Raw genomic sequence first — 19,681 nt, forward strand, 5'->3', positions numbered from 1 at the left:
TTAATAGATTTTATTGAAAAAAAGGCTAATATATTTAGCCCGAACAGACCTTTTATCCCTGCGGAATGAAGTATCCATTCATTGACTGTAGTCCGAAACCTAAATAACGATGTATACTTTGGGAAAGGAGAAGTGATGTTGTCATGTGTTTGATCAATTTTCATTTTCAAGACCATCCAATTTACCGATTGATCGTGGCAGCAAATCGGGACGAGTTTTATGAGCGCCCAACTGCCCCGGCTCACTTTTGGGAGGATAAACCCGGTCTGTTGGCAGGCAGGGATTTATCCCAAAAAGGGACATGGCTCGGTATTACGAAAAACGGTCGTTTTGCCGCACTGACCAATTACCGAGATGCTACCGAACAGAAAAAAGACGCGCGATCACGTGGTGAAATCGTGACCGATTTCCTTGAGTCCGAAATGACAGCCGTAGAATTTCTGACATTGTTACAACAAAAACGTTCGGATTATGCCGGTTTCAATGTAATCGCCGGTACCGCGGATGAGTTGTTCTACTACTCGAATGTCGAAAATGAAGTGAAGAAAATTTCAACGGGGACACATGGGCTGTCCAACCATTTTCTCGATACACCATGGCCGAAAGTCGAAAAAGGGAAAGCGGATGTCCGAAAACTCGTTGAACAAAACCGTGTCATCCAGCCTGACGAACTATTCAATGTACTGCTAAACGTCGAACCGTTTCCGGACGAACAACTACCGAATACAGGAGTGGGCGAACAATTGGAACGGGTACTCTCTTCTCTCTTCATTAAATCAGAAGGGTACGGCACCCGCTCCTCGACCGTCCTGCTTATCGATCAAGAAAACAACATCACTTTCGTAGAACGGACGTATCGGGACGGAGAATTTACGGAAGACCGTGCATTCACATTCCAAATGGAGTAAAATTGCTTACGGGTCCTATATTGGGGAAATACCTATAGGACGAGTTAAGGATTTTGCAATGGGAATTGTCGTTCTATTGCATGAGGAGGACATCAAATGAGTAACGAACATAATTTTTGGCTGGATCTACCGAAGCCGTTTTTTATATTAGCACCAATGGAAGACGTCACTGACGTTGTATTTCGTCACGTCATCAGTGAAGCAGCAAGACCCGACGTATTCTTTACGGAATTTACAAATACGGAAAGTTATTGCCATCCTAACGGAAGAGAAAGTGTGCGCGGCCGTTTAATGTTCACAGAAGATGAGCAACCAATTGTTGCGCATATTTGGGGCGATAAACCTGAGTATTTTAAACAAATGAGCATCGATATGAAAAAACTCGGGTTTAAAGGCATCGATCTAAACATGGGATGCCCGGTCCAAAACGTGGCGGCCAACGGAAAAGGTGCGGGATTAATACGGCGCCCTGAAGTCGCAGCTGAAATCATCCAAGCCGCAAAAGCCGGTGGATTGCCAGTCAGTGTTAAAACGAGACTAGGCTACGTCGAAGTGGACGAGTGGCGCGATTGGTTACGATATGTCTTGGAGCAAGACATTGCCAACCTGTCCATTCATCTTCGTACAAGAAAAGAAATGAGCAAAGTAGCTGCCCATTGGGAACTGATCCCCGAAATCAAAAAACTGCGGGATGAAATTGCTCCAAACACGTTGTTAACGATTAACGGCGATATTCCTGACCGCACAACGGGAATGAAATTAGTGGAACAATACGGCGTTGATGGCGTCATGATTGGCCGCGGTGTTTTCTCTAACCCGTTCGCTTTTGAGAAAGAATCGAGAGAGCATAGCGTGAAAGAGTATCTCGATTTATTACTGTTGCAATTGGATCTACATGATAAATATTCAACAGAAGAGGAACCACGTCCATTCAAACCACTTCTCCGCTTTTTCAAAATCTATATTCGCGGATTCAGAGGCGCCGCTGAATTAAGAAACGAATTGATGAATACGAAAACGACGGATGAAGTGCGCCGATTGGTGAAGGAAGTTATGGAGAAGGAATTGGATTAAGGAAGGATCAATAAAACGGGGAGCCAATCGAAGTAATATGATTGGCTCCCCTTTTGTTAAGCAACCGCTTAACGGCATACTTCGGCACATTTTCTGCAAGATTCCGCACAGCGTTGGCAATGATCCGCCTCATGTTTCGCACACTCTTCCGCACATCTTTCACAAACAGCTGCACAAAGTTCTAAAATCTGATTAGTGAATGGGCTGTTACGAGTGATCGCCTGTACAGCAAATGCACAACTGTCTGCACATTCACGGTCCAATCGTATACATTCAGCCATCATCTTAACGTCTTCTTCTTTCAAGCATGCATCGAAGCAAGTATTACATGCCTCGAGACATTCTAAAATCACCTTAAGGGTTTCTGTGTATTTTGTATTCATGGACTCACCTCCAATTTCCTTCATTCTGTATGCTTCCCCTTTAAAAATTGTATAAAACACCCCTGAATGATTCCTCGCCTATCGTCCTCGTTCAGCAACGATATTTTCATAAGAATACCTTTGTTAAGATTCCCATAATTGAGATATATAAAATAATATGATAAAATAAATTGAATTTAATTCCAAAAGAAAGTGGGCAAGAACTCCCTCAAGTATAAGAAGACCGTTAAAACACGTAAACTCATGACGCAAAAACGGATTGTTTTAAAATCTAAATAGTTTAAGAGGTGTTTGAAGTTGATAACGGAAAATATAGAGCAAACGATATTCAATCATGTCGGAAATAAAATTTTGACAGATCGAGAGATTGACATAGTTGCCAGATTCGAGGAGCCCTTAATCGTCGTTTTAGGAAATGTGTTAAGTAACGAAGAGTGCGATGAGCTGATTAGATTGTCTAAGGACAGATTAAAACGTTCAAAAATTGGAACGACACGCGAAGTACATGAACTGAGAACAAGTAGTAGTACGTTTATTGAAGACAGTGAAAACGAAATTGTTGCGAGAGTTGAAAAGAGAGTTTCCACGATTATGAATATACCGATTGAACACGGAGAAGGTCTGCAAATCCTTCAGTATACACCGGGTCAACAGTACAAAGCGCATCATGATTTCTTTAAAGTAGCAGACAATAATCGAATTAGTACGCTCGTTATGTACTTAAATGATGTCGAAGAAGGCGGAGAAACGTATTTCCCTGAATTGAATTTATCAGTATCACCTAAAAAAGGAATGGCCGTTTACTTCGAGTACTTCTATAACGATCAAGCTTTAAACGATTTAACATTACATGGCGGAGCACCTGTTATTGCTGGTGAAAAGTGGGTCGCAACGCAGTGGATGAGGAAACAAAGAGTTAGGTAAAAAAGAGGACCTCCCCCAAGGGATGGTCCTCTTTATTCTATGCAATTTGAGATATCCTTCATCACTAGCATTAATTAAGCTTTTTCATAGTAATAAAATCAAATAAATCAATTTGTTTATTTAATACTTTTTCTTCATCGAATAATTCTTCAACCAACTGTCTGCTTTTTACTCCATATGACTTTGCAAGATGTCTATTAGAAACCAACTTTTCCATGGCCATGCAGAGGTCTTCCACGTTGGCTTTTTCCACTAAAATCCCATTCTCTCCAGGGAAAACTTCTTCACGACAACCTCTTATATTGGTTGCGATTATTGCTTTCTCCATTGCCATTGCTTCGATAATGGATCTTGGTAACCCCTCCCGATGTGAAGGCAATACAAATACATTAGAAATATGGAGTAATTCTGGAATGTCAGTTCTGAAACCCAAGTGCTTTACACCGGGATATTTCAGCATTTCAATTAGTCTAATTTTTGCTTCTTGATCCCTTTCACTCTCAATTGTTTCACCGATTATAACTAATTCGGCTTCAGGATATTTCTCTTTAATATCAGTAAAAGCAGTCATCAGTTCAAATATACCTTTTTCCTCAACTAACCTTCCAACAAAGGTAAAAACAAAGCTATTATCAAGCAGGTTTAATTCTTTTTTAAGACGCAAAGACTGTTCTTCACTAATCAATTGAGGATTAAATTTCTTCCAAATCTCTACACCGTTGCTTAAATGAATGATCCTATCATTTCTTAAGAAGTTATTAGCGACTGCCAAGTTATAGTCTTCTTTACTTTGAAGTAATAAGTAATCTGTCAAAAATTTAGCAGCATTTTTTTCGATTGTATAATAAAATCTGTATTTCTTTTGTGGCATCTCCTCATGAAAATAAAACCCATGTGCTGTATATATAATAGTAGGTACACGTGCTAGTTTTGCAGCTATCCTCGCTAATAGAGAAGCTATAGGCGTATGCACATGCACAATGTCATATTTTTCTTTTCGCATTAGCTTGTACAGCTGAATGATGGACTTTACATTAGACGTCAGTTTGATTTTTCTATCAATATTAATATCAAACATTGTGAACCCCTGTGATTCTAATTCCTTAAATCCTCCGGTATCTGTACAGACTGTATGAACTTCATAATTATTCTCCATGGACTTTTTTATCAATGGAATCAATAAAGTTCTAACTGAAAAGTCCACTGCACAAACTTGCAATATTTTCGGTTTATCAGTCACTTTTATAATCTCCACAAATCAATTTTTTCAGGCTTACTCCCCCATCTATACTGATGGGGGATACATTTTCATAGTCCTTATACATCTATTAAAAATAAATTCATGTCAATTCAAGATTTTTATTATCGTTAGAAACATTATCCTTATATCTTCGAAAATGGATCGTTTATTGATATATTCTAAGTTAATCTGTAACTTATCTTGCATAACTTCCTTTATATAAGTTTCTTCAGGATTATCACTTCGGGCCAATAGTTCGTTTTCTCTTCTATATTTAATTGATGCATAATCTGTGATTCCTGGCCTAACTTTTAAGACATTCCTTTGTTCTTCATTGTAAAGCCTTGTATATTTCGGGACTTCTGGGCGCGGACCCACAAAACTCATTTCTCCTTTTAACACATTGAATAACTGAGGTAGTTCGTCTAACTTATATCTCCTCAAGAAGTCACCGCTTCTTGTTATCCGACTATCCTTTCCAACAGTAATTTGTTTTCCAATTTTTTCAGCATCAACAACCATCGTTCTGAATTTGTAGATTTCAAACAGGGTATCATTTTTTCCAACTCTGACCTGTTTAAATAGAATAGGGCCATCTGAGTCCTTCTTGATTAATACCGCTATGATAACAAAGAGCGGAAACAGAATAATTATAAAAATAAACGAAACTAGAAAATCGAACATTCTCTTTAACAAATCGTTAAATGGCTTTTCGACAAAATTCTTAACGTCTAAATTTGTTGGAGACATCTTTCACAACTTCAACAACGTATTGGACATCTTCGTTAGACATGCGAGGATATAGTGGGAGAGAAATAGCTCCATTATAAGCTTTTTCAGATTGCGGAAAATGTTTTATATCATAGCCTAGTTTTTTATAATAGGGGTGTACTGGAATCGGTATAAAATGCACACTTACCCCAACGCCACGTTTACCTAGTTCTTCGATAAATTGCGCTCTGTCGATTGTAAACTTATCCTGATCAATTCGTATTACATACAAATGCCAGGCATGTCGATGTATCTCATCAGAATACGGAATAGTAATACCCTCTATTCCTCTAAATGCTTGGTTATAAATATGAGCATACTCTGCCCTTTTCTCTTGAAATTCTTGTAACTTATTCAACTGAACAATACCGAAGGCTGCTTGAATATCAGTCATATTGTACTTATACCCAGCGTCTTCTATTTCGTAATACCAAGATCCTTTATCGCTGTAACGATTCCATGCATTTTTACTCATGCCATGAAGGCTCATCATTCGGATACGTTCCGCAATTTCACGATCATTGGTCGTTATCATACCCCCCTCACCCGTGACAAGGTTCTTTGTAGCATAGAAGCTAAAGCATGTAATATCGCCGACGTTACCAATCATGGTTTCATGATATTTCGTATATACTGCATGGGCTGCGTCTTCTATAACGTAGAGATTATACTTATCTGCAATTTCCTTTATCCCTTTCATATCACAAGGATAACCAGCAAAATGGACCGGAATGATTGCTTTTGTCTTTGTTGTAATCTTTTCTTCTATCTTAGTTGGATCTATATTCATGGTTTCATAATCAATATCCACCAAAACAGGTGTTGCTCCTGTATGTAAGATTGTATTTACAGTAGCCGCGAACGTGTATGGTGTCGTAATGACCTCATCACCTTGACCTATTCCAACGGCTAACTGAGCAAGATGAAGCCCCGCTGTACATGAGTTCACCCCTACTGCATAATTCGCACCAACATAACGAGCAAATTCTTCCTCAAACTGTACTGTTTTCGGGCCTTTACTCAACCAGTTCGACTTAATTGTATCTATGACTTCTTTAATTTCCTCATCTCCTATTAAAGGCAAAGCATATGGTATGGTTCTTTCTTTCATTGTATAATCTCCTCTCCCATTCAATAAATCTAGACGATAAAACTTTATAGTCTTGATTCCTTCATGCAAACTCACGCAATTTGTTCCCTAAACGATTTCGGACTTCCTCTGGACATAACTTATTGAGTATTCTCCTGTTCAACAGTCAATCTATAAGAGACCTCTTTAACTAAATTCAATTCCTCCTTCGGTTGCATGAAGAATAGAATTTACACAAAATAGATATTATTTCCTTTCTCATAAACAAATAAAAAAATCCACCTGGTCAAGAAAGCTCGAAATTGCTTTTTTGCGATGGCATCCAAGAAACAAATATTTCCCAAAACTTTCTTATAGAAAATCTAACTAGAGCTAGGAGAGCTTCGGAGTTGTCTTCCCATTCTTCAGAACGCATGCAAAATTACGCCTTTTCACACCCGTGCTATATCATATGTTAGGTAGCATCGAAATGACATTGCTTAATCGATAATAATCCGTTCGAACTTGGAGAAATGCTAATCATCAAGCACAGAGGGAATAGGTATAGATTTAATTGACTAAGGAGAGATTACCAAAGGAACCATTAATGGCTTAGTCACATCAAAAATCGGCTATGATAGGCTGACAAATTCACATGCACAGTGGTCTGAACTTGGGGATTTCCCCGTAAAAACATACGAGCAATAAAAAAATAATAACGTTGGAATAAAGGAAATTAGGAGAGAAACTAATGTATAAAACTGTATATCTAGTCAGGCATTGCAAAGCTGCAATCTGTTCGGGACAAGGATCTGAACATGGTAGGGGGAGAATCTAGCCGTGAAGTAGCTAAAAGAGGAATGGAAGTGCTTGAACAAGCAAGCGACGGCACCGTACTGGTTACTCATCGCAATACGATGGGGCTATTATTGGTGCAACTTGATGGCCTAAAAGGACTTAAAGAATGGACAGGATTATCTTACCCGGATGTCTACGAAGTGAAGGTAAAACAGGATCAATTTTACGTAAGGAGAATCTGGGACAAAAAAAATCGCAAAAAATAACTCTCTACTATCGGTGGTGTAATACGTTGCCAATTGTAAATTTAGAAGGGGTAGACATATATTATCACGTACAAGGTAAAGGGATACCTATCGTGTTTATCCATCCTCCCTTACTCACAAGCAAGAATTTTATTTACCAAGTGAATGAATTATCAAGACACTTCAAAACTATTGTCTTTGACATTCGGGGCCATGGAAACAGCTCTTTTTCAGAAATGGCATTGACTTATTCCCTAATTTCACATGATATCAAACAACTATTGGATCATTTAGAAATAGATAAAGCTTTCATATGCGGCTACTCAACAGGAGGTTCCATTGCCCTTGAGTTTTTGCTGACCTACCCTAAGCGCTCTTTAGGAGGCATTCTTATAGGAGCTATGTCAGAAGTAAATGATCCATCACTAAAAAATAGAATTATTTTAGGGGTAAAGCTAGCCAAATGGAAGGCACATAAAGCTCTTGCTTTATCTGTTTCCTTTACTAACTCCAATACTGGACAATTGTTTAAAGACTTATATATCAACGCAAAAAAAGGAAAAGCCCAAAATATAGAGCAATACTATCGATACAGTTTGCACTATAACTGTACAGATCGATTAGATCAAATTAAATTTCCTGTTTTGTTGATGTATGGAGAAAAAAATAAGGCGTTTCATCACTATGCCAATTTATTACACGAAAAGCTCCCGGTAAACGAGTACATCCTCATAGGAGACGTCAAACATCAGCTTCCTACAAAGGCGTCCGTGGCGGTGAACAATTTCATTAAACAGTTTGTATCGACTCATGGTAACCAGAAAGTGGGTAGTAATGCAATAGATGAGAAAACAAAAAGTTAGGTGAAAAAGGAGGACCTCCCTAATTTGGAATGGTCCTCTCTCATTTGCAACTCTCAACTCCCAGTTTTTAATGCAGCCAAGCTTTTCACTTCTAGATTCTTTTACTTATTATTCACCACTGGAATCTTCGGTATCATTCGATCTGTCAAGAAGAGCTTCATTTTGTAAAAACTCATCATACTTCATGAAGAATGTTGAAATATGACTACGTTTTAAAAGCTCGTCCACGCCGAAGTTTTCAAACGTCTTATTCGAAGCATCATATCCATTCGAGATATTTGCGTCATACATGAATTGCACAGATTCTTCTAAGCTAATCGTTGGATCATTAAAATGGAAGGAAGCTAATAGTTGCGCCATTTTTCCCCTTGTGATCGGTTGATTCGCCTTTTTCATATTTTCAAGACTTCCTTCTACAGGAAAATCATATTTTGCTGCTAATTGATAAGGGACAGAAGCCCAATGATTCGATTGTGGGGTCGTATTCGCTAGTTCATCCGGTTTTGCATATGGGAATAACATCGCCAATAAATGCGCTTCCGTTAAAGTATCCCGAGGTTTTAAATATCTTCGGTTATTGACGACATCCCCTGACATCAACCCTCTATCTACTGACCATAAAATAGGTTTTGACCAGTATTCCCCTTCTTTGTAATCGACAAAGCCTTGGACCGTATATTCCTTCGTATTGTCTTTTTTAATCCACATATTTCCTGCGGCCGTTTTAATGAGGTACCAATCAGCCTTTTCTCCAACGACCGAAACTCTTTGTGGATTCAATGTTTGATTTGCTGATTTGAGGGGTTTGGTATATAAAGGAGTCTTTTGTAATAAATCAACTCGTACATCACTTAAATAAACAAGCTTTTGCTTATTTAGCCATAGTTGATAGCTTTCCGATGCGGCGTACATTGGCACGGCTTCATTTTGCTTCCAAATTCGATCAAATGCACTTAAAGGAACGTTTGTCTGTCCTGCGAACTTACCGAGCTCTGGTGTCAGTGCAGGCTTTCCAAACTTATGTATAAACCAATCTGTTGATGCGCCAGTCGCTTTATTTTGAGCAAACATCAATGTGTATCCTGTCATGCTCGCAATTTTATTTGCGATCACTCGATCACGCTGTTTCGTTTTGTAATCGATCTTATAATCCCAATACAAAACTTCGCCTGACGAATGGTAGTCCAAGAGCATCTCCGGATTTACTTCATCCACTAATTTCATAACCGCTTTTACTTCAGCAATTTGGCCAGGTTTGGAACCTTTATGATTTCGCCAAGATGGATTTACGGAATTGTTATGGATCCTACCCCAATCGACATCATAATTTCGGTTCGGGTCGACCCCTTGGGCATTTGCTTTCCAACGCTTAAAATCCTTGCTGCCATTGTTCATTTTAATTAATTGCTTATGGGCTTCTTTCGGAAAAGCGTTTAACCCTTTTTGCTGCAACGTAACACCGTCCGGATGCACCATCGGAATGAACCAAATCGTCGTATGATCTAGAACTTCCTTCACATTGTATCCTTGTATGGATTGATTGTTTTGATAAGACGCTGCGTATTTGTACACCATATGCATTGTCAAAATCGTAGATATCCACTCTCTAGCATGGTGAGAGTTTGTAACTAATAGGGTCGAATCACCTTTACCCATTTTCATAGCCCAAATATCTCTGCCGTACGCAGTCTTGCCAAGAGATTTATATTCCACCAGCTCCGGGTAATCCTTTGCTAGCTGTTGGATATCCTTTGTCATCTTCTCATATGTATATTGCTGTTTCGGCGTACTGATATAATACTTTGATTGTGCCATTGTGATACTACTAAAATTAATAAGAAATAAAGATAAAATCAAGAAACTCGCAACTATCTTTTTTAACATGATGTCTCCCCCTGTGCAGTCAGCTAGTCACCTTTTTACTAGAATAATAGTATCAGAAGCAAATGGTAAAAGAAATGTCATTTATGTTAAGATTGAGCCTGTGAAACCTGCTATAATAGTATCTATCGGCTATTTCCTCTACTGAAGATGGGCAAAACGCTTTAGTTTTAATATTATTTGTCGATAAAAGAATGTAGAAGTAAAAATCTATTGCGAAGGAAGCTAGTAATCTATGAAACATTTACATATAGACATCCCATTCATCACAAGTGTGGTAGAAAAATGAAGAATACATCTTTATTACGAGAAGAAAAAAGAGCTACTGTTTTATTTATGTGGTTATTTTATATTGTATTTTTTTTATACGACATTTTTTATTATAAGATATTTCCTTTATTCCCATGGATAGCGGAAGCTTTACCAGATACAATATGGTATTTTTTAAGTTTCATTAAACATTTGATCATCATCTGTCTTATCCCTGTAACCATCTATTTCTTTAAAAAGGGAAATCCTGAAAAGGTAAAATATATTATCGTCATTACTTATTTAGTTACGAACCTTGTCACTGATATTTATTATTACTTTGGAAGTGCAGATTCGTATTCAAGTGGTAACCTCGTAGAGGTAGTTATTATATTGTTTGCGCCGATTTTTATTAATAAACGATTTTTCTATCTAGTTGCATGGGGATTACTCCTAAAATACATATTGGTAGGAGTATTCATACAAGATCCTGTCATATTTTTTCCAATTATTATTGTCATCATATTCGGAGGTATTTCTTATATTCTCTTACATCGAATCCTAAGTTACGTGAAGGCATTAACAATTTCCTATGACGAGCAATTAGCCGGAATGGTTAAAGGAGTTATTGCCACATTAGAGTTAAAGGACCCCTATACGCGCGGACATAGTGAGCGTGTGGCGGAATACGCGATGAGTCTTGCGAAAGCAACGGGAAAGGTAAAAGAATCCGAATTAAATTCTTTTTATTATGCATGTCTATTGCATGACATCGGTAAAGTAAATATCCCTGATTCGATTTTGGCGAAACACGGTAAACTAACAGATGAAGAATATGAAGTTATTAAAACCCATCCTGTTGTAGGAGCAAAAGCAATTGAAGATGTAGAAGAAATTGCTGATAATCTTGCCGTCGTTTATCATCACCATGAAAGATGGGATGGCAAGGGCTATCCAGATGGACTTGCAGGTGAAGAAACACCCCTTGTTGCTAGAATTACAGCTGTTGCAGATGCTTTCGATGCGATGACTTCCACAAGGTCCTATCGACCCGCGCTTCCTTTTGAAGAAGCATATAAACGAATACTAGAAGGAAAAGGCTCCCAGTTCGACCCTGAGTTGGTGGAGGTTTTTAAACAAGTGTATCCAGATTGGATTACAATCTCTAAGCAATACGCAAAAGATCATACACCAAGGGAGGTGCACAAACATGAAAATCCGTAAACTTAAAAAAGTTAAAGTAACATGCTGGTGGTGTTTCTTAGTTCCAAAAGGTTAAGGAATGCAAAAAATGGGATGCTATCACGATAGCATCCTATTTTCACTTTTAAAGGGCGGTGGCAGGATTTGAAAGTAACATTACAATCACAATTCACACTTTATCCTTTATCCATACAAAAAGATAAGAAGAATTATATCGTAGAAGAACCTGTCTCTGGTGATTTTTTTGAGATGCCCGTGATTTGTATAGATGCGATTGAAAGGATAAATAACGGCCAAACATTAGGTGAAATTGAAATAGAGCTGCGGGAAAAATATCCGAATGAAAACGTAGATATAATTGAATTTGGCGGACAACTTATCGAATTAGGGCTAGTTCAAGAGGTAGATGGAGAAAAACTGCCTCAAAAAAAGGAGAGTCAAGGTTCCGGTAGTTTTACATGGATCCCCTCTTCTGTCGGACGTTTCTTTTTCAATCGGGTTACGAATAAGATTTATCTTATTTTATTATTGATCAATATATCAATTTTCGTAATGAATCCTGGATTATTCCCCCATTACCAAGATATATTTTTATTCGATTCGATGATGCTCAATATCATCACTTACATGCTAATTTCCCTTGTACTTATCATCATTCATGAGTTCGGGCATATTTTGGCGATTAGATCTTATGATTTACCGGCCAAATTAGGGATTGGGAACAGGCTGATATTTGTCGTTTTTGAAACGGACTTAACGTCAGCTTGGAAATTGGCGCAGCGGCAAAGGAATATCCTCTATTTTGCGGGAATGTCCTTTGAACAAGCAATTGTGGTCATCGCACTTACGATTCTGCTCCTACTTCCAGAAGCGAATGCCATTTTAATAGGCATTTTAGGCATAGTCGTTTTTGATATTTTCATAAAAACGTTATACCAATGCTGTTTTTTCATGAAAACAGATATCTATTATTTCATTGAAAATAGTACAGGAGCCTATAACTTGATGGAAAGTGGGAAGCAGTATTTAAGTAAATGGCTGCCGTTTTTAAGAAGTGATATCAGTGAGGCGGAAACGTTTGATGGTGAGCAAAGAATTATTCGTATGTACAGCATATTTTATATCGTTGGGATTTTAGTAACGCTTAGTCTCTTTATCTTTTACTTTCTACCGCAAGCTTATTATGCGTATTCACAAGTTTTTAGTAATTTACTCTCGCCTACGACCTCATCTGCTTTTTGGGATGCCATCGCTTTCTTTGGACAAACCGTACTTCTAGTAGGTTTACTTGTGTACTCTAAAAGAAAGGTATAAGACGGATGGACAGGTTTCAGCAACACTTTAGGTAAATTCTCCAAACAACAAGAAGCCAATCAAACACGTACATGATTGGCTTTTCTAGTATCCATATTTACTAATCAAGCTAAAGTTGGAAGGGGCAAGATACGTTCAATTTCTGCCTAGACATCCAAGACAGATTCCGTCGGCTCGAATCTTAATGACCTCCCCACCTGGATCGACAAACTGTATAATCCAACTGGTATCTCACTAGCAACATTGCCAATCATACACTACTTTTGAAAAATCCCTATTTTTCAAAGCGTCTTTTGGAATAGAGAAAACACAATTCCCCGAATCCCCAAACATAATGCCGCATTTCTCATCGATATCCAGTTGCAATAGAAGAAATTCGTCATCACCAAAACCGATATCGTCATTCTGAACAAAATAGGGATAACCGCCAATTCTGCTATCACAACTATAGCAATCATCGCTCAGTTTCTCATATTCTACTTCTGATAGCTTATTCGCAAAAGTTTCTCGAAATAGATCTAATGAAGAAGACATAGGCATCTCCCTTGATGTAAAATACATTTTTCCGCTGTGTGAAAAAGGAAGATTCATGCTATATTCTTCATTTTCATAAGGATGTTTCTTTACTAAACGTTCTTCATTTTCTTCATAAATTTCAATGTATCTTACTAGAACAGGGTCTTCCAATCCATACAGATCATCGTTTGCAACAAAAAATTGCAGTAATCCCTTTTCCGGTAATTCAACTATATTTTCAAGGTCTGCCAGATTAATTTGCGCTAAAAACAACATAGGTTTTCCATCTTCATCGGTTGGATAATCCTTACTGTCTTCCAAATATGGACATCCCCCTAATTTACTATCCCAAGGTTTTGTTTCTTCACGCTTAAAACTGATCTCATTACTATACCTAAAAGTGCCTTTAATTAGGTTTTCATGTTCTTTTAAAAGCTTAGGAATTTCGTATTTCATCATTGTAAGTCCTCCCATTCTAATTTATCGCTTATAGTCGGGCTGTTCCAGAGTAATTGGATTCGCAGGTTTACCTCTCCAATCGGCCACTCATTTACCCCGAGGTTCGAGCATAAAAACCGGCTCTAATCATCTTCCTTAATGATTGGAACCGGTTTTTATCGTTTTCTATTGTGAATTGAATTTTGTTTACAAGACTTTATCCATTACTTTACGCATCGCTTTTGAATTTCATAAAACTGGTTATCAAATCTATTGTTTATATCTTCTTTTCTAATCCGAACTCCTAAGGATCGAAAAGCTTTTACGACATCTTCGTAACCACGTTCAATATGTTCAACGCCTGTAATGGAAGTAGTGCCTTCTGCAGCCATGCCTGCAAGAATCAATGAAATACCAGCACGAATATCTGAAGCAGAAACGATCGTACCCATTAAATTGCTTTTTCCTTTAACAAAGGCAACTCCCGACCGTACGCGAATGTCCGCTCCCATTTTTCTCAGTTGACCGACATGTTGAAAACGATTCGGATAAATCTTTTCCGCTACAATACTTTTCCCTGAAGCTTGAGTAAATAAGGTGGTCATCGGTTGCTGTAAGTCTGTTGCAAAGCCTGGATACATGCCTGTTCGAATACGGGAGGCAGCAAGCTTTCCTGTTGAACTTGCAGTAATCGAGTTATCCTGTACATCTATCTCCACTCCAATTTCTTCGAGCTTCGCAATACAGGATCCTAGATGCTCCGGGATCACATCTGTCACCGTTACACTCCCCCCGGCTACACCAGCTGCAATTAAGAATGAACCAGCTATCAACCGATCTGGAATTACACGATGCGTTCCTCCACTTAACTGATCTACTCCTGTAATACGAATCGTGTCTGTTCCAGCACCACTTATGTTTGCACCAATTGTTTTTAGAAAAATTGCTGTATCGATAACCTCAGGGTCACGCGCAGCATTCAGCAGAACCGTCTTACCCTTAGCCCTTACTGCTGCTAACATTGCATTTATCGTTGCACCAGAAGTGATCGTATCAAAATAAATAGTTGAACCATGTAATCCTTTTGTCTCTACCTCATAGTAATCTTTATGATATGTAAATGTAGCACCCATCATTTCTAACGCCTTAATGTGCTGATCCATTGGCCGACTGACAAAATCATCGCCACCAGGATACCCTACTGATACTTTTCCATATTTCGCAAGTAGTGCACCTATAAAGTAATAAGCAGTCCTAAAAGAAGAAGACTTCTTAGGATCGAAATCGGTAGAGGATATCATTCTCGGATCAATGAAAACATCCCCAGATAGTTGACGTCTAATCTTCAAACCAACTTCTTCGCCCATTTCACAAATAACGCGGAAATCTGCTATATTTGGTATTCCTTGAAAGGTTACTGTTTCATCGGAAAGACAAGCCGCCGCAAGTAGAGCCAATGAGCTATTTTTGGAGCCTGGAATTTGTACAACACCGTTAATGTTCGGTGAATATTCTACGTGAATAGCTTTCAATACTTTCACTCCCTATTTTGAATGGCCAAAGATTAAAAATAGAATTGCTGTAAAAATAGATGGCAATCTACCTATATAGAGCATAAACAAAATGTCTAATGTGTTTTATATTAATTTTCCTTCAATACCTACAATATTATCAAATAATAGCCAACAGTGCATTTAATTTACGAATTTATAATCTTATAGAAATTTCTTTATAATGTATGTAAAATTAATCTTCTTTCTCTTCTATAGCTGATTGACCAAAGGATTGCTAGGAACAAAAATATACTTGCTCCACCCCAGTAAACGTAGTTGAATCCGTTTGCTAAACCAAAAATCATGAAACTAATAAAAGGACCTATAGATGCACCAAGATCTTGCGCTATTGTATAAGTGGTAAGGAATGAAACGACATTTGTGTTTTTGGAAACGTCCAAAGCAATTGCATCAACAATGGTTGTAAGTGATGTAGCTGCAACCATCACTAAGAAAGTAATGAAAATCATAACAACGAGTGGAAGTTCATTAGAAATTATTCCAAACGTCAACCCTGCAAATAGTAATGATAGAACTAGTAGAGGCACTCTTCCTTTGGCTCCATCAGACCAAATCCCAAAACGTGCTCCTAAAAACGGTTCCCATATCCATCGTGCCGATAAAATAATTCCAGTAAGGAAAGTAACACTCATCACAGCCCCAAATAATACGACACTTTCTCCATGGTTATGCTCAATTAAAGAACTTAGTGTTGAGGTGAAAACCCCTTGAATAAGCAGAGCGATACAGAAACCAGTAAAAATGATCATTCCTCTGCCCTGTTTAAGTCTGCTAACAAATCGTTCTTTGACAATAAGAGCCTTGTTATCCTGCTCCTTATCCATCAAGGAATTTGTATTAACATACAATAAAATTATAGGTAGTCCTAACAGAGTAAGACAACCAAAAATAATCGAAACGGTACTTAATCCTATAATTGGGACGAGCAGTCCACCTACTAACATACCAACTAAGCTGCCTAATCGATATAATCCATTGTAAAGACCAATTGCTTTGCCCCTATTGGCCTTTTCTGTATCAAAGGCCACAATGGATAGACCTCCGATTCTGAAAAACGACCAAGCAATTCCCCAAGCACTGCGTAAAATGATCCAGGCAATAAACCCGTTCAACAATCCGTATCCTAATGTCGTGAGACTACCTAATATGATTGCGATCACTAACCCAGTCTTAAGGGAAATCTTATTATAAAGCCATCCGACAAGCGGGTTAAAAGGCAATCGGATAAAACGGTTAATTGATAGAAGCACACCAACCTGCCAAATGGAGTCAAGACCTGCCTCTTTCCAATATAAAGGCAATGCAATATATAGCATTGAATCTCCTAAAAGACTTATAGCAGTAACCAATGCAACAATGATACTTACAGGAAATTTACTTTCCCCTTTATTTGATTCGGACAATGCTGATCACTCCTAATTGAGGCATTGGTTTAGATGTATTGCCCTATGGAAGTAAAATTCGCGTATGGGCAATACATCAATTTTACAGATTCATATTAGTAGTTTACGATAGAAATTGCCAGGACATTTAGCATTAATTCGAAAAATTCACGATAATAGGAGGATCACTATGGGTTCAAGAATTATGCATGTAATCATTGCACATAAAATAGCGGAGAAGCTGTCGATAGAAGATAAGGTTCCCTTTCTGATTGGTGGTGTAGCTCCTGACGCCGTTTCATCCAAGGATACATCCCACTTCTTTGCGGGAGACTTGCAAGACTATTCAAGATACGTTGATTATATGGCTTTCTGGGAGAAATACCAAGAGGAAGCTGAAAATCTTTATGTATTAGGCTACTTTACACATTTAATAGCAGATAACATTTGGCTTAAGGGCTTTTACCTTCCATGGCTTAAGAACAGAATGGAGGCTGATCATGACTTATTCAAACGCTATCATAATGACTTTCAGCTGCTTAACGGAAAATTGCTGGAGTACTATGAGCTTAAGGACGAGCTGAAAAATAGTCTTTCCCATATTCCAACCGTCACAGATTTAGAAGAAGTATCCTCCAAGGAAGTAATGGAATTCCTACCTTCTGTCATTGGGGATATGGAGTATGATGAAGACCACGTTTTAAACGAGAAACTTCTTGTTTTTACCTTTGATCAAATCGTCGGATACATAGAGACGTCTGTTGATAAAGGTGTTGTAGAAATGAAGAAGTTGCGATCAATAGTACATTAACTTTTGATTGATTATAAAAATACCTGTGTGCAGGGAATATTGACAATTCATCATATGTGATAAAAATAAAAAAAGTTGGAGCTTTAGGCAGATCGAATCTGACCTAATCTCCAACTTTTTAACTTTTATATATTCCTAATATCCTCAATCAGTTTTTCAACATGTTCCTTTTTTGTAGCCCAGCTCGTACAAAATCTCACTACACTTTGCGTATCATCAACTTTTTCCCAAAAGGAAAAAGAATAGTTCTTGCTCAATTTACTCAACACATCATTCGGTAAAATGGGTAACCGTTGATTTGTTTTGGAATCATATCTTAATGAATACTTTTTTCAACAAACGCCTCTTTGCAAGTGATACTTAGTTTGTGATAAAATACTCTTTAAAATTAATTTTCCACAAACAAGGAGTGCTTTCCATTGAAGATCGAACCTTCGTTAAAAATGTCCATTTTTGAACCCGCTATTTTTGCAGACTTGAAAGCAGCAGCCGCGGCTAAAAAAGCGACTGGCACTGAACTGATCGATTTAAGTCTTGGGAGCCCGGATCTTCCGCCGGACGAAAAAGTGAGACGTGTACTATCGGAACAAAGCGCTCAAGCAAATACATACGGCTATACACTTGGCGGCACAAAACGGTTCCATGAAGCTGTCGCCAATTATTATAAAAGACGCTCCGGCATCAAGCTAGATCCGGTAACGGAAGTCCTACAAACAATGGGTTCCCAGGAAGGACTCGTTCATCTTCCGTTAGCCTTTTGCAATGAAGGGGATATCGTGCTGACAACGAATCCCGCCTATGTCGCATACGAAGCGGGCATCAAACTGGCGGGTGCGGTGCCGTACGAAATGCCATTGCGTGCAGAAAACGGCTTCTTGCCCAATTTGGATGAAATTCCAGAAGATGTTGCACAACAGGCAAAGATGATCATTTTGAATTTGCCGGGAAATCCGGTTCCAGCTTTGCCAGACGTACAGTTTTTTGATAAAGTTGTTGCGTTTGCCAAGAAATATAATGTTATTGTTCTCCATGACGCGGCGTATTCGGAGTATTATTTCACTGGCGATTCTCCGACAAGTTTCCTGTCGACGCCAGGGGCAATGGAAGTCGGAGTGGAAATCAATTCCCTATCCAAAAGTTTCAGCCTTGCAGGTGCACGAATTGCTTATCTAGTCGGTAACGCCGAGATTATTCGTATCTTTAAAGAGTTAAAATCGAATTTGGATTATGGGACGTTTGGACCGATACAAGAAGCGGCTGCAACAGCGCTCGATCATGCAGAGGAGATTACGGATCGTCTGCGGAACGTTTTTTCGGAACGCCATCATGTGTTAATGAATGGTTTAGCCGAGATTGGTTGGACTGCAACGCCTTCAAAGGGCGGCATGTTCGTTTGGGCAAAATATCCGTTTGACATGGATGATAAGGAATTTGTCTTCAAAGCAATCGATCAATGCGGTGTCGTCATGGTGCCAGGGAGTATCTTCGGTTCTGAAGGTGCAGGTTATGTCCGATTGGCACTTATCCAAAATGCGGAAGCACTTCAAAAAGCAGTTGAGCAATTAAGCACACTAAAAGGTATTGTAGACGCTAAATAACGAATGTGAAAAAGGTTAGAAAGGACATGTACTTCTGTGGCTTTTCTAACCTTTTCTGCTTGAAGAGCGACGCATGAACGGCCAATACAATCATGAAGCGCAACCTGGTTTAATGGTCGCTTTTGCGGGACCGAGTGGCCGTGGATAGACGACGATGTTCGGGTTGCTTGATAGGTTTTATAACCGACGGCAGGTGAAGTTCAGTTGTTTTAGGAGAAGGAAAGGCATTGTTTACTGACATTAAAAAACAGCTTGATTTAGAATTGATTGCCACAAGATCTTTCTCTTCAGGTGTTGTTCAACTAATTTATCATACCAAACGGGATTAAACAGAAACGTAACTGCCCGTACATGATGCATGTACTTCTACTTCCAGTTCAAGAAAAAGCCGTCTCCAATCATCTTGCTTTAATGATTGGAAACGGTTTTGTATTTTTCAC

Annotated in this window: 17 protein-coding genes and 2 pseudogenes; 10 read left to right on the forward strand and 9 right to left on the reverse strand. The window is 38.5% G+C overall.

What is annotated here, in order from left to right:
* The first annotated feature begins 143 nt into the window (after positions 1 to 143).
* On the forward strand, positions 144 to 908 hold the full coding sequence (locus MHZ92_RS15380) for an NRDE family protein (protein ID WP_239432605.1): 765 nt from the start codon (positions 144 to 146) through the stop codon (positions 906 to 908).
* 96 nt (positions 909 to 1,004) lie between these two features.
* Entirely contained in the window at positions 1,005 to 1,982 is a 978-nt protein-coding gene (locus MHZ92_RS15385) for a tRNA dihydrouridine synthase (protein ID WP_239432606.1), read from the forward strand.
* 68 nt (positions 1,983 to 2,050) lie between these two features.
* Here the strand turns inward: MHZ92_RS15385 and MHZ92_RS15390 are convergent, their stop codons facing one another.
* Positions 2,051 to 2,365 (reverse strand): four-helix bundle copper-binding protein, encoded by a 315-nt coding sequence (locus MHZ92_RS15390; protein WP_239432607.1) that lies wholly within the window; start codon positions 2,363 to 2,365, stop codon positions 2,051 to 2,053.
* Between the two features lie 297 nt (positions 2,366 to 2,662).
* On the opposite strand from MHZ92_RS15390, the gene MHZ92_RS15395 reads away from it, so the two are divergent.
* The gene (locus tag MHZ92_RS15395; protein WP_239432608.1) at positions 2,663 to 3,289 is read left to right on the forward strand and encodes a 2OG-Fe(II) oxygenase; all 627 of its coding nucleotides are present in this window, start codon (positions 2,663 to 2,665) and stop codon (positions 3,287 to 3,289) included.
* Between the two features lie 70 nt (positions 3,290 to 3,359).
* Here MHZ92_RS15395 and MHZ92_RS15400 read toward each other — a convergent pair whose 3' ends face one another.
* The 3 genes from MHZ92_RS15400 to MHZ92_RS15410 form a co-directional block, all read right to left on the reverse strand.
* Positions 3,360 to 4,529, reverse strand: coding sequence for a glycosyltransferase family 4 protein (locus tag MHZ92_RS15400; protein ID WP_239432609.1), 1,170 nt, complete (start codon positions 4,527 to 4,529; stop codon positions 3,360 to 3,362).
* 105 nt (positions 4,530 to 4,634) lie between these two features.
* A complete protein-coding gene (locus tag MHZ92_RS15405) occupies positions 4,635 to 5,279 on the reverse strand; it encodes a sugar transferase (RefSeq protein WP_239432610.1) in 645 nt (214 codons plus the stop codon).
* Positions 5,254 to 6,411: a DegT/DnrJ/EryC1/StrS family aminotransferase gene (locus MHZ92_RS15410; RefSeq protein ID WP_239432611.1), complete on the reverse strand. Its 1,158-nt coding sequence runs from the start codon at positions 6,409 to 6,411 to the stop codon at positions 5,254 to 5,256. Before MHZ92_RS15410 ends, MHZ92_RS15405 begins: the two co-directional genes overlap by 26 nt.
* 818 nt (positions 6,412 to 7,229) lie before the next feature.
* On the opposite strand from MHZ92_RS15410, the gene MHZ92_RS15415 reads away from it, so the two are divergent.
* Together MHZ92_RS15415 and MHZ92_RS15420 are read left to right on the forward strand one after the other, a co-directional pair.
* On the forward strand, positions 7,230 to 7,433 hold the full coding sequence (locus MHZ92_RS15415) for a hypothetical protein (protein ID WP_239432612.1): 204 nt from the start codon (positions 7,230 to 7,232) through the stop codon (positions 7,431 to 7,433).
* 26 nt (positions 7,434 to 7,459) lie between these two features.
* Positions 7,460 to 8,275 carry an alpha/beta fold hydrolase gene (locus MHZ92_RS15420; RefSeq protein ID WP_239432613.1) on the forward strand — a complete coding sequence of 272 codons (816 nt, stop codon included), beginning with the start codon at positions 7,460 to 7,462 and terminating at the stop codon, positions 8,273 to 8,275.
* A 108-nt stretch (positions 8,276 to 8,383) separates the two neighbouring features.
* On the opposite strand, the gene MHZ92_RS15425 is transcribed toward MHZ92_RS15420, so the two are convergent.
* Positions 8,384 to 10,159, reverse strand: a complete 1,776-nt coding sequence (locus MHZ92_RS15425) for a M14 family zinc carboxypeptidase (protein ID WP_239432614.1) — start codon at positions 10,157 to 10,159, stop codon at positions 8,384 to 8,386.
* 282 nt (positions 10,160 to 10,441) lie between these two features.
* On the opposite strand from MHZ92_RS15425, the gene MHZ92_RS15430 reads away from it, so the two are divergent.
* A complete protein-coding gene (locus MHZ92_RS15430; protein ID WP_239432615.1) occupies positions 10,442 to 11,629 on the forward strand; it encodes an HD-GYP domain-containing protein in 1,188 nt (395 codons plus the stop codon).
* A 123-nt stretch (positions 11,630 to 11,752) separates the two neighbouring features.
* A complete protein-coding gene (locus MHZ92_RS15435) occupies positions 11,753 to 12,922 on the forward strand; it encodes a peptidase (protein WP_239432616.1) in 1,170 nt (389 codons plus the stop codon).
* A gap of 234 nt (positions 12,923 to 13,156) precedes the next feature.
* Here MHZ92_RS15435 and MHZ92_RS15440 read toward each other — a convergent pair whose 3' ends face one another.
* From MHZ92_RS15440 to MHZ92_RS15450, 3 genes are all read right to left on the reverse strand, one after another.
* On the reverse strand, positions 13,157 to 13,897 hold the full coding sequence (locus tag MHZ92_RS15440; protein ID WP_239432617.1) for a YwqG family protein: 741 nt from the start codon (positions 13,895 to 13,897) through the stop codon (positions 13,157 to 13,159).
* A 203-nt stretch (positions 13,898 to 14,100) separates the two neighbouring features.
* Positions 14,101 to 15,408: a UDP-N-acetylglucosamine 1-carboxyvinyltransferase gene (gene murA / locus MHZ92_RS15445; RefSeq protein ID WP_239432618.1), complete on the reverse strand. Its 1,308-nt coding sequence runs from the start codon at positions 15,406 to 15,408 to the stop codon at positions 14,101 to 14,103.
* 197 nt (positions 15,409 to 15,605) lie between these two features.
* A complete protein-coding gene (locus tag MHZ92_RS15450) occupies positions 15,606 to 16,853 on the reverse strand; it encodes an MFS transporter (RefSeq protein ID WP_239432619.1) in 1,248 nt (415 codons plus the stop codon).
* A gap of 169 nt (positions 16,854 to 17,022) precedes the next feature.
* On the opposite strand from MHZ92_RS15450, the gene MHZ92_RS15455 reads away from it, so the two are divergent.
* Positions 17,023 to 17,643, forward strand: a complete 621-nt coding sequence (locus MHZ92_RS15455; protein ID WP_239432620.1) for a hydrolase — start codon at positions 17,023 to 17,025, stop codon at positions 17,641 to 17,643.
* Positions 17,644 to 17,768: 125 nt separating this feature from the next.
* On the opposite strand, the pseudogene MHZ92_RS15460 reads toward MHZ92_RS15455, so the two are convergent.
* Positions 17,769 to 17,957, reverse strand: a pseudogene (locus tag MHZ92_RS15460) (low specificity L-threonine aldolase); the annotation flags it as partial.
* A gap of 105 nt (positions 17,958 to 18,062) precedes the next feature.
* On the opposite strand from MHZ92_RS15460, the gene MHZ92_RS15465 reads away from it, so the two are divergent.
* A complete protein-coding gene (locus MHZ92_RS15465) occupies positions 18,063 to 19,241 on the forward strand; it encodes an aminotransferase class I/II-fold pyridoxal phosphate-dependent enzyme (RefSeq protein WP_239432621.1) in 1,179 nt (392 codons plus the stop codon).
* Between the two features lie 203 nt (positions 19,242 to 19,444).
* Positions 19,445 to 19,570 (forward strand): annotated as a pseudogene (locus MHZ92_RS15470) (dihydrofolate reductase family protein); the annotation flags it as partial.
* Positions 19,571 to 19,681: the final 111 nt, after the last annotated feature.

It is taken from the genome of Sporosarcina sp. ACRSL, from assembly GCF_022346605.1.
Lineage (GTDB): Bacteria > Bacillota > Bacilli > Bacillales_A > Planococcaceae > Sporosarcina.

Bases quoted from the DNA above. Each gene is read 5' to 3' on its own strand.
- MHZ92_RS15410 (WP_239432611.1), bottom strand. From the start codon at position 6,411: ATGAAAGAAAGAACCATACCATATGCTTTGCCTTTAATAGGAGATGAG.
- MHZ92_RS15455 (WP_239432620.1), top strand. From the start codon at position 17,023: ATGGGTTCAAGAATTATGCATGTAATCATTGCACATAAAATAGCGGAG.
- MHZ92_RS15385 (WP_239432606.1), top strand. From the start codon at position 1,005: ATGAGTAACGAACATAATTTTTGGCTGGATCTACCGAAGCCGTTTTTT.
- MHZ92_RS15425 (WP_239432614.1), bottom strand. From the start codon at position 10,159: ATGTTAAAAAAGATAGTTGCGAGTTTCTTGATTTTATCTTTATTTCTT.
- MHZ92_RS15390 (WP_239432607.1), bottom strand. From the start codon at position 2,365: ATGAATACAAAATACACAGAAACCCTTAAGGTGATTTTAGAATGTCTC.
- MHZ92_RS15380 (WP_239432605.1), top strand. From the start codon at position 144: ATGTGTTTGATCAATTTTCATTTTCAAGACCATCCAATTTACCGATTG.
- MHZ92_RS15440 (WP_239432617.1), bottom strand. From the start codon at position 13,897: ATGATGAAATACGAAATTCCTAAGCTTTTAAAAGAACATGAAAACCTA.
- MHZ92_RS15415 (WP_239432612.1), top strand. From the start codon at position 7,230: ATGGAAGTGCTTGAACAAGCAAGCGACGGCACCGTACTGGTTACTCAT.
- MHZ92_RS15430 (WP_239432615.1), top strand. From the start codon at position 10,442: ATGAAGAATACATCTTTATTACGAGAAGAAAAAAGAGCTACTGTTTTA.
- MHZ92_RS15405 (WP_239432610.1), bottom strand. From the start codon at position 5,279: ATGTCTCCAACAAATTTAGACGTTAAGAATTTTGTCGAAAAGCCATTT.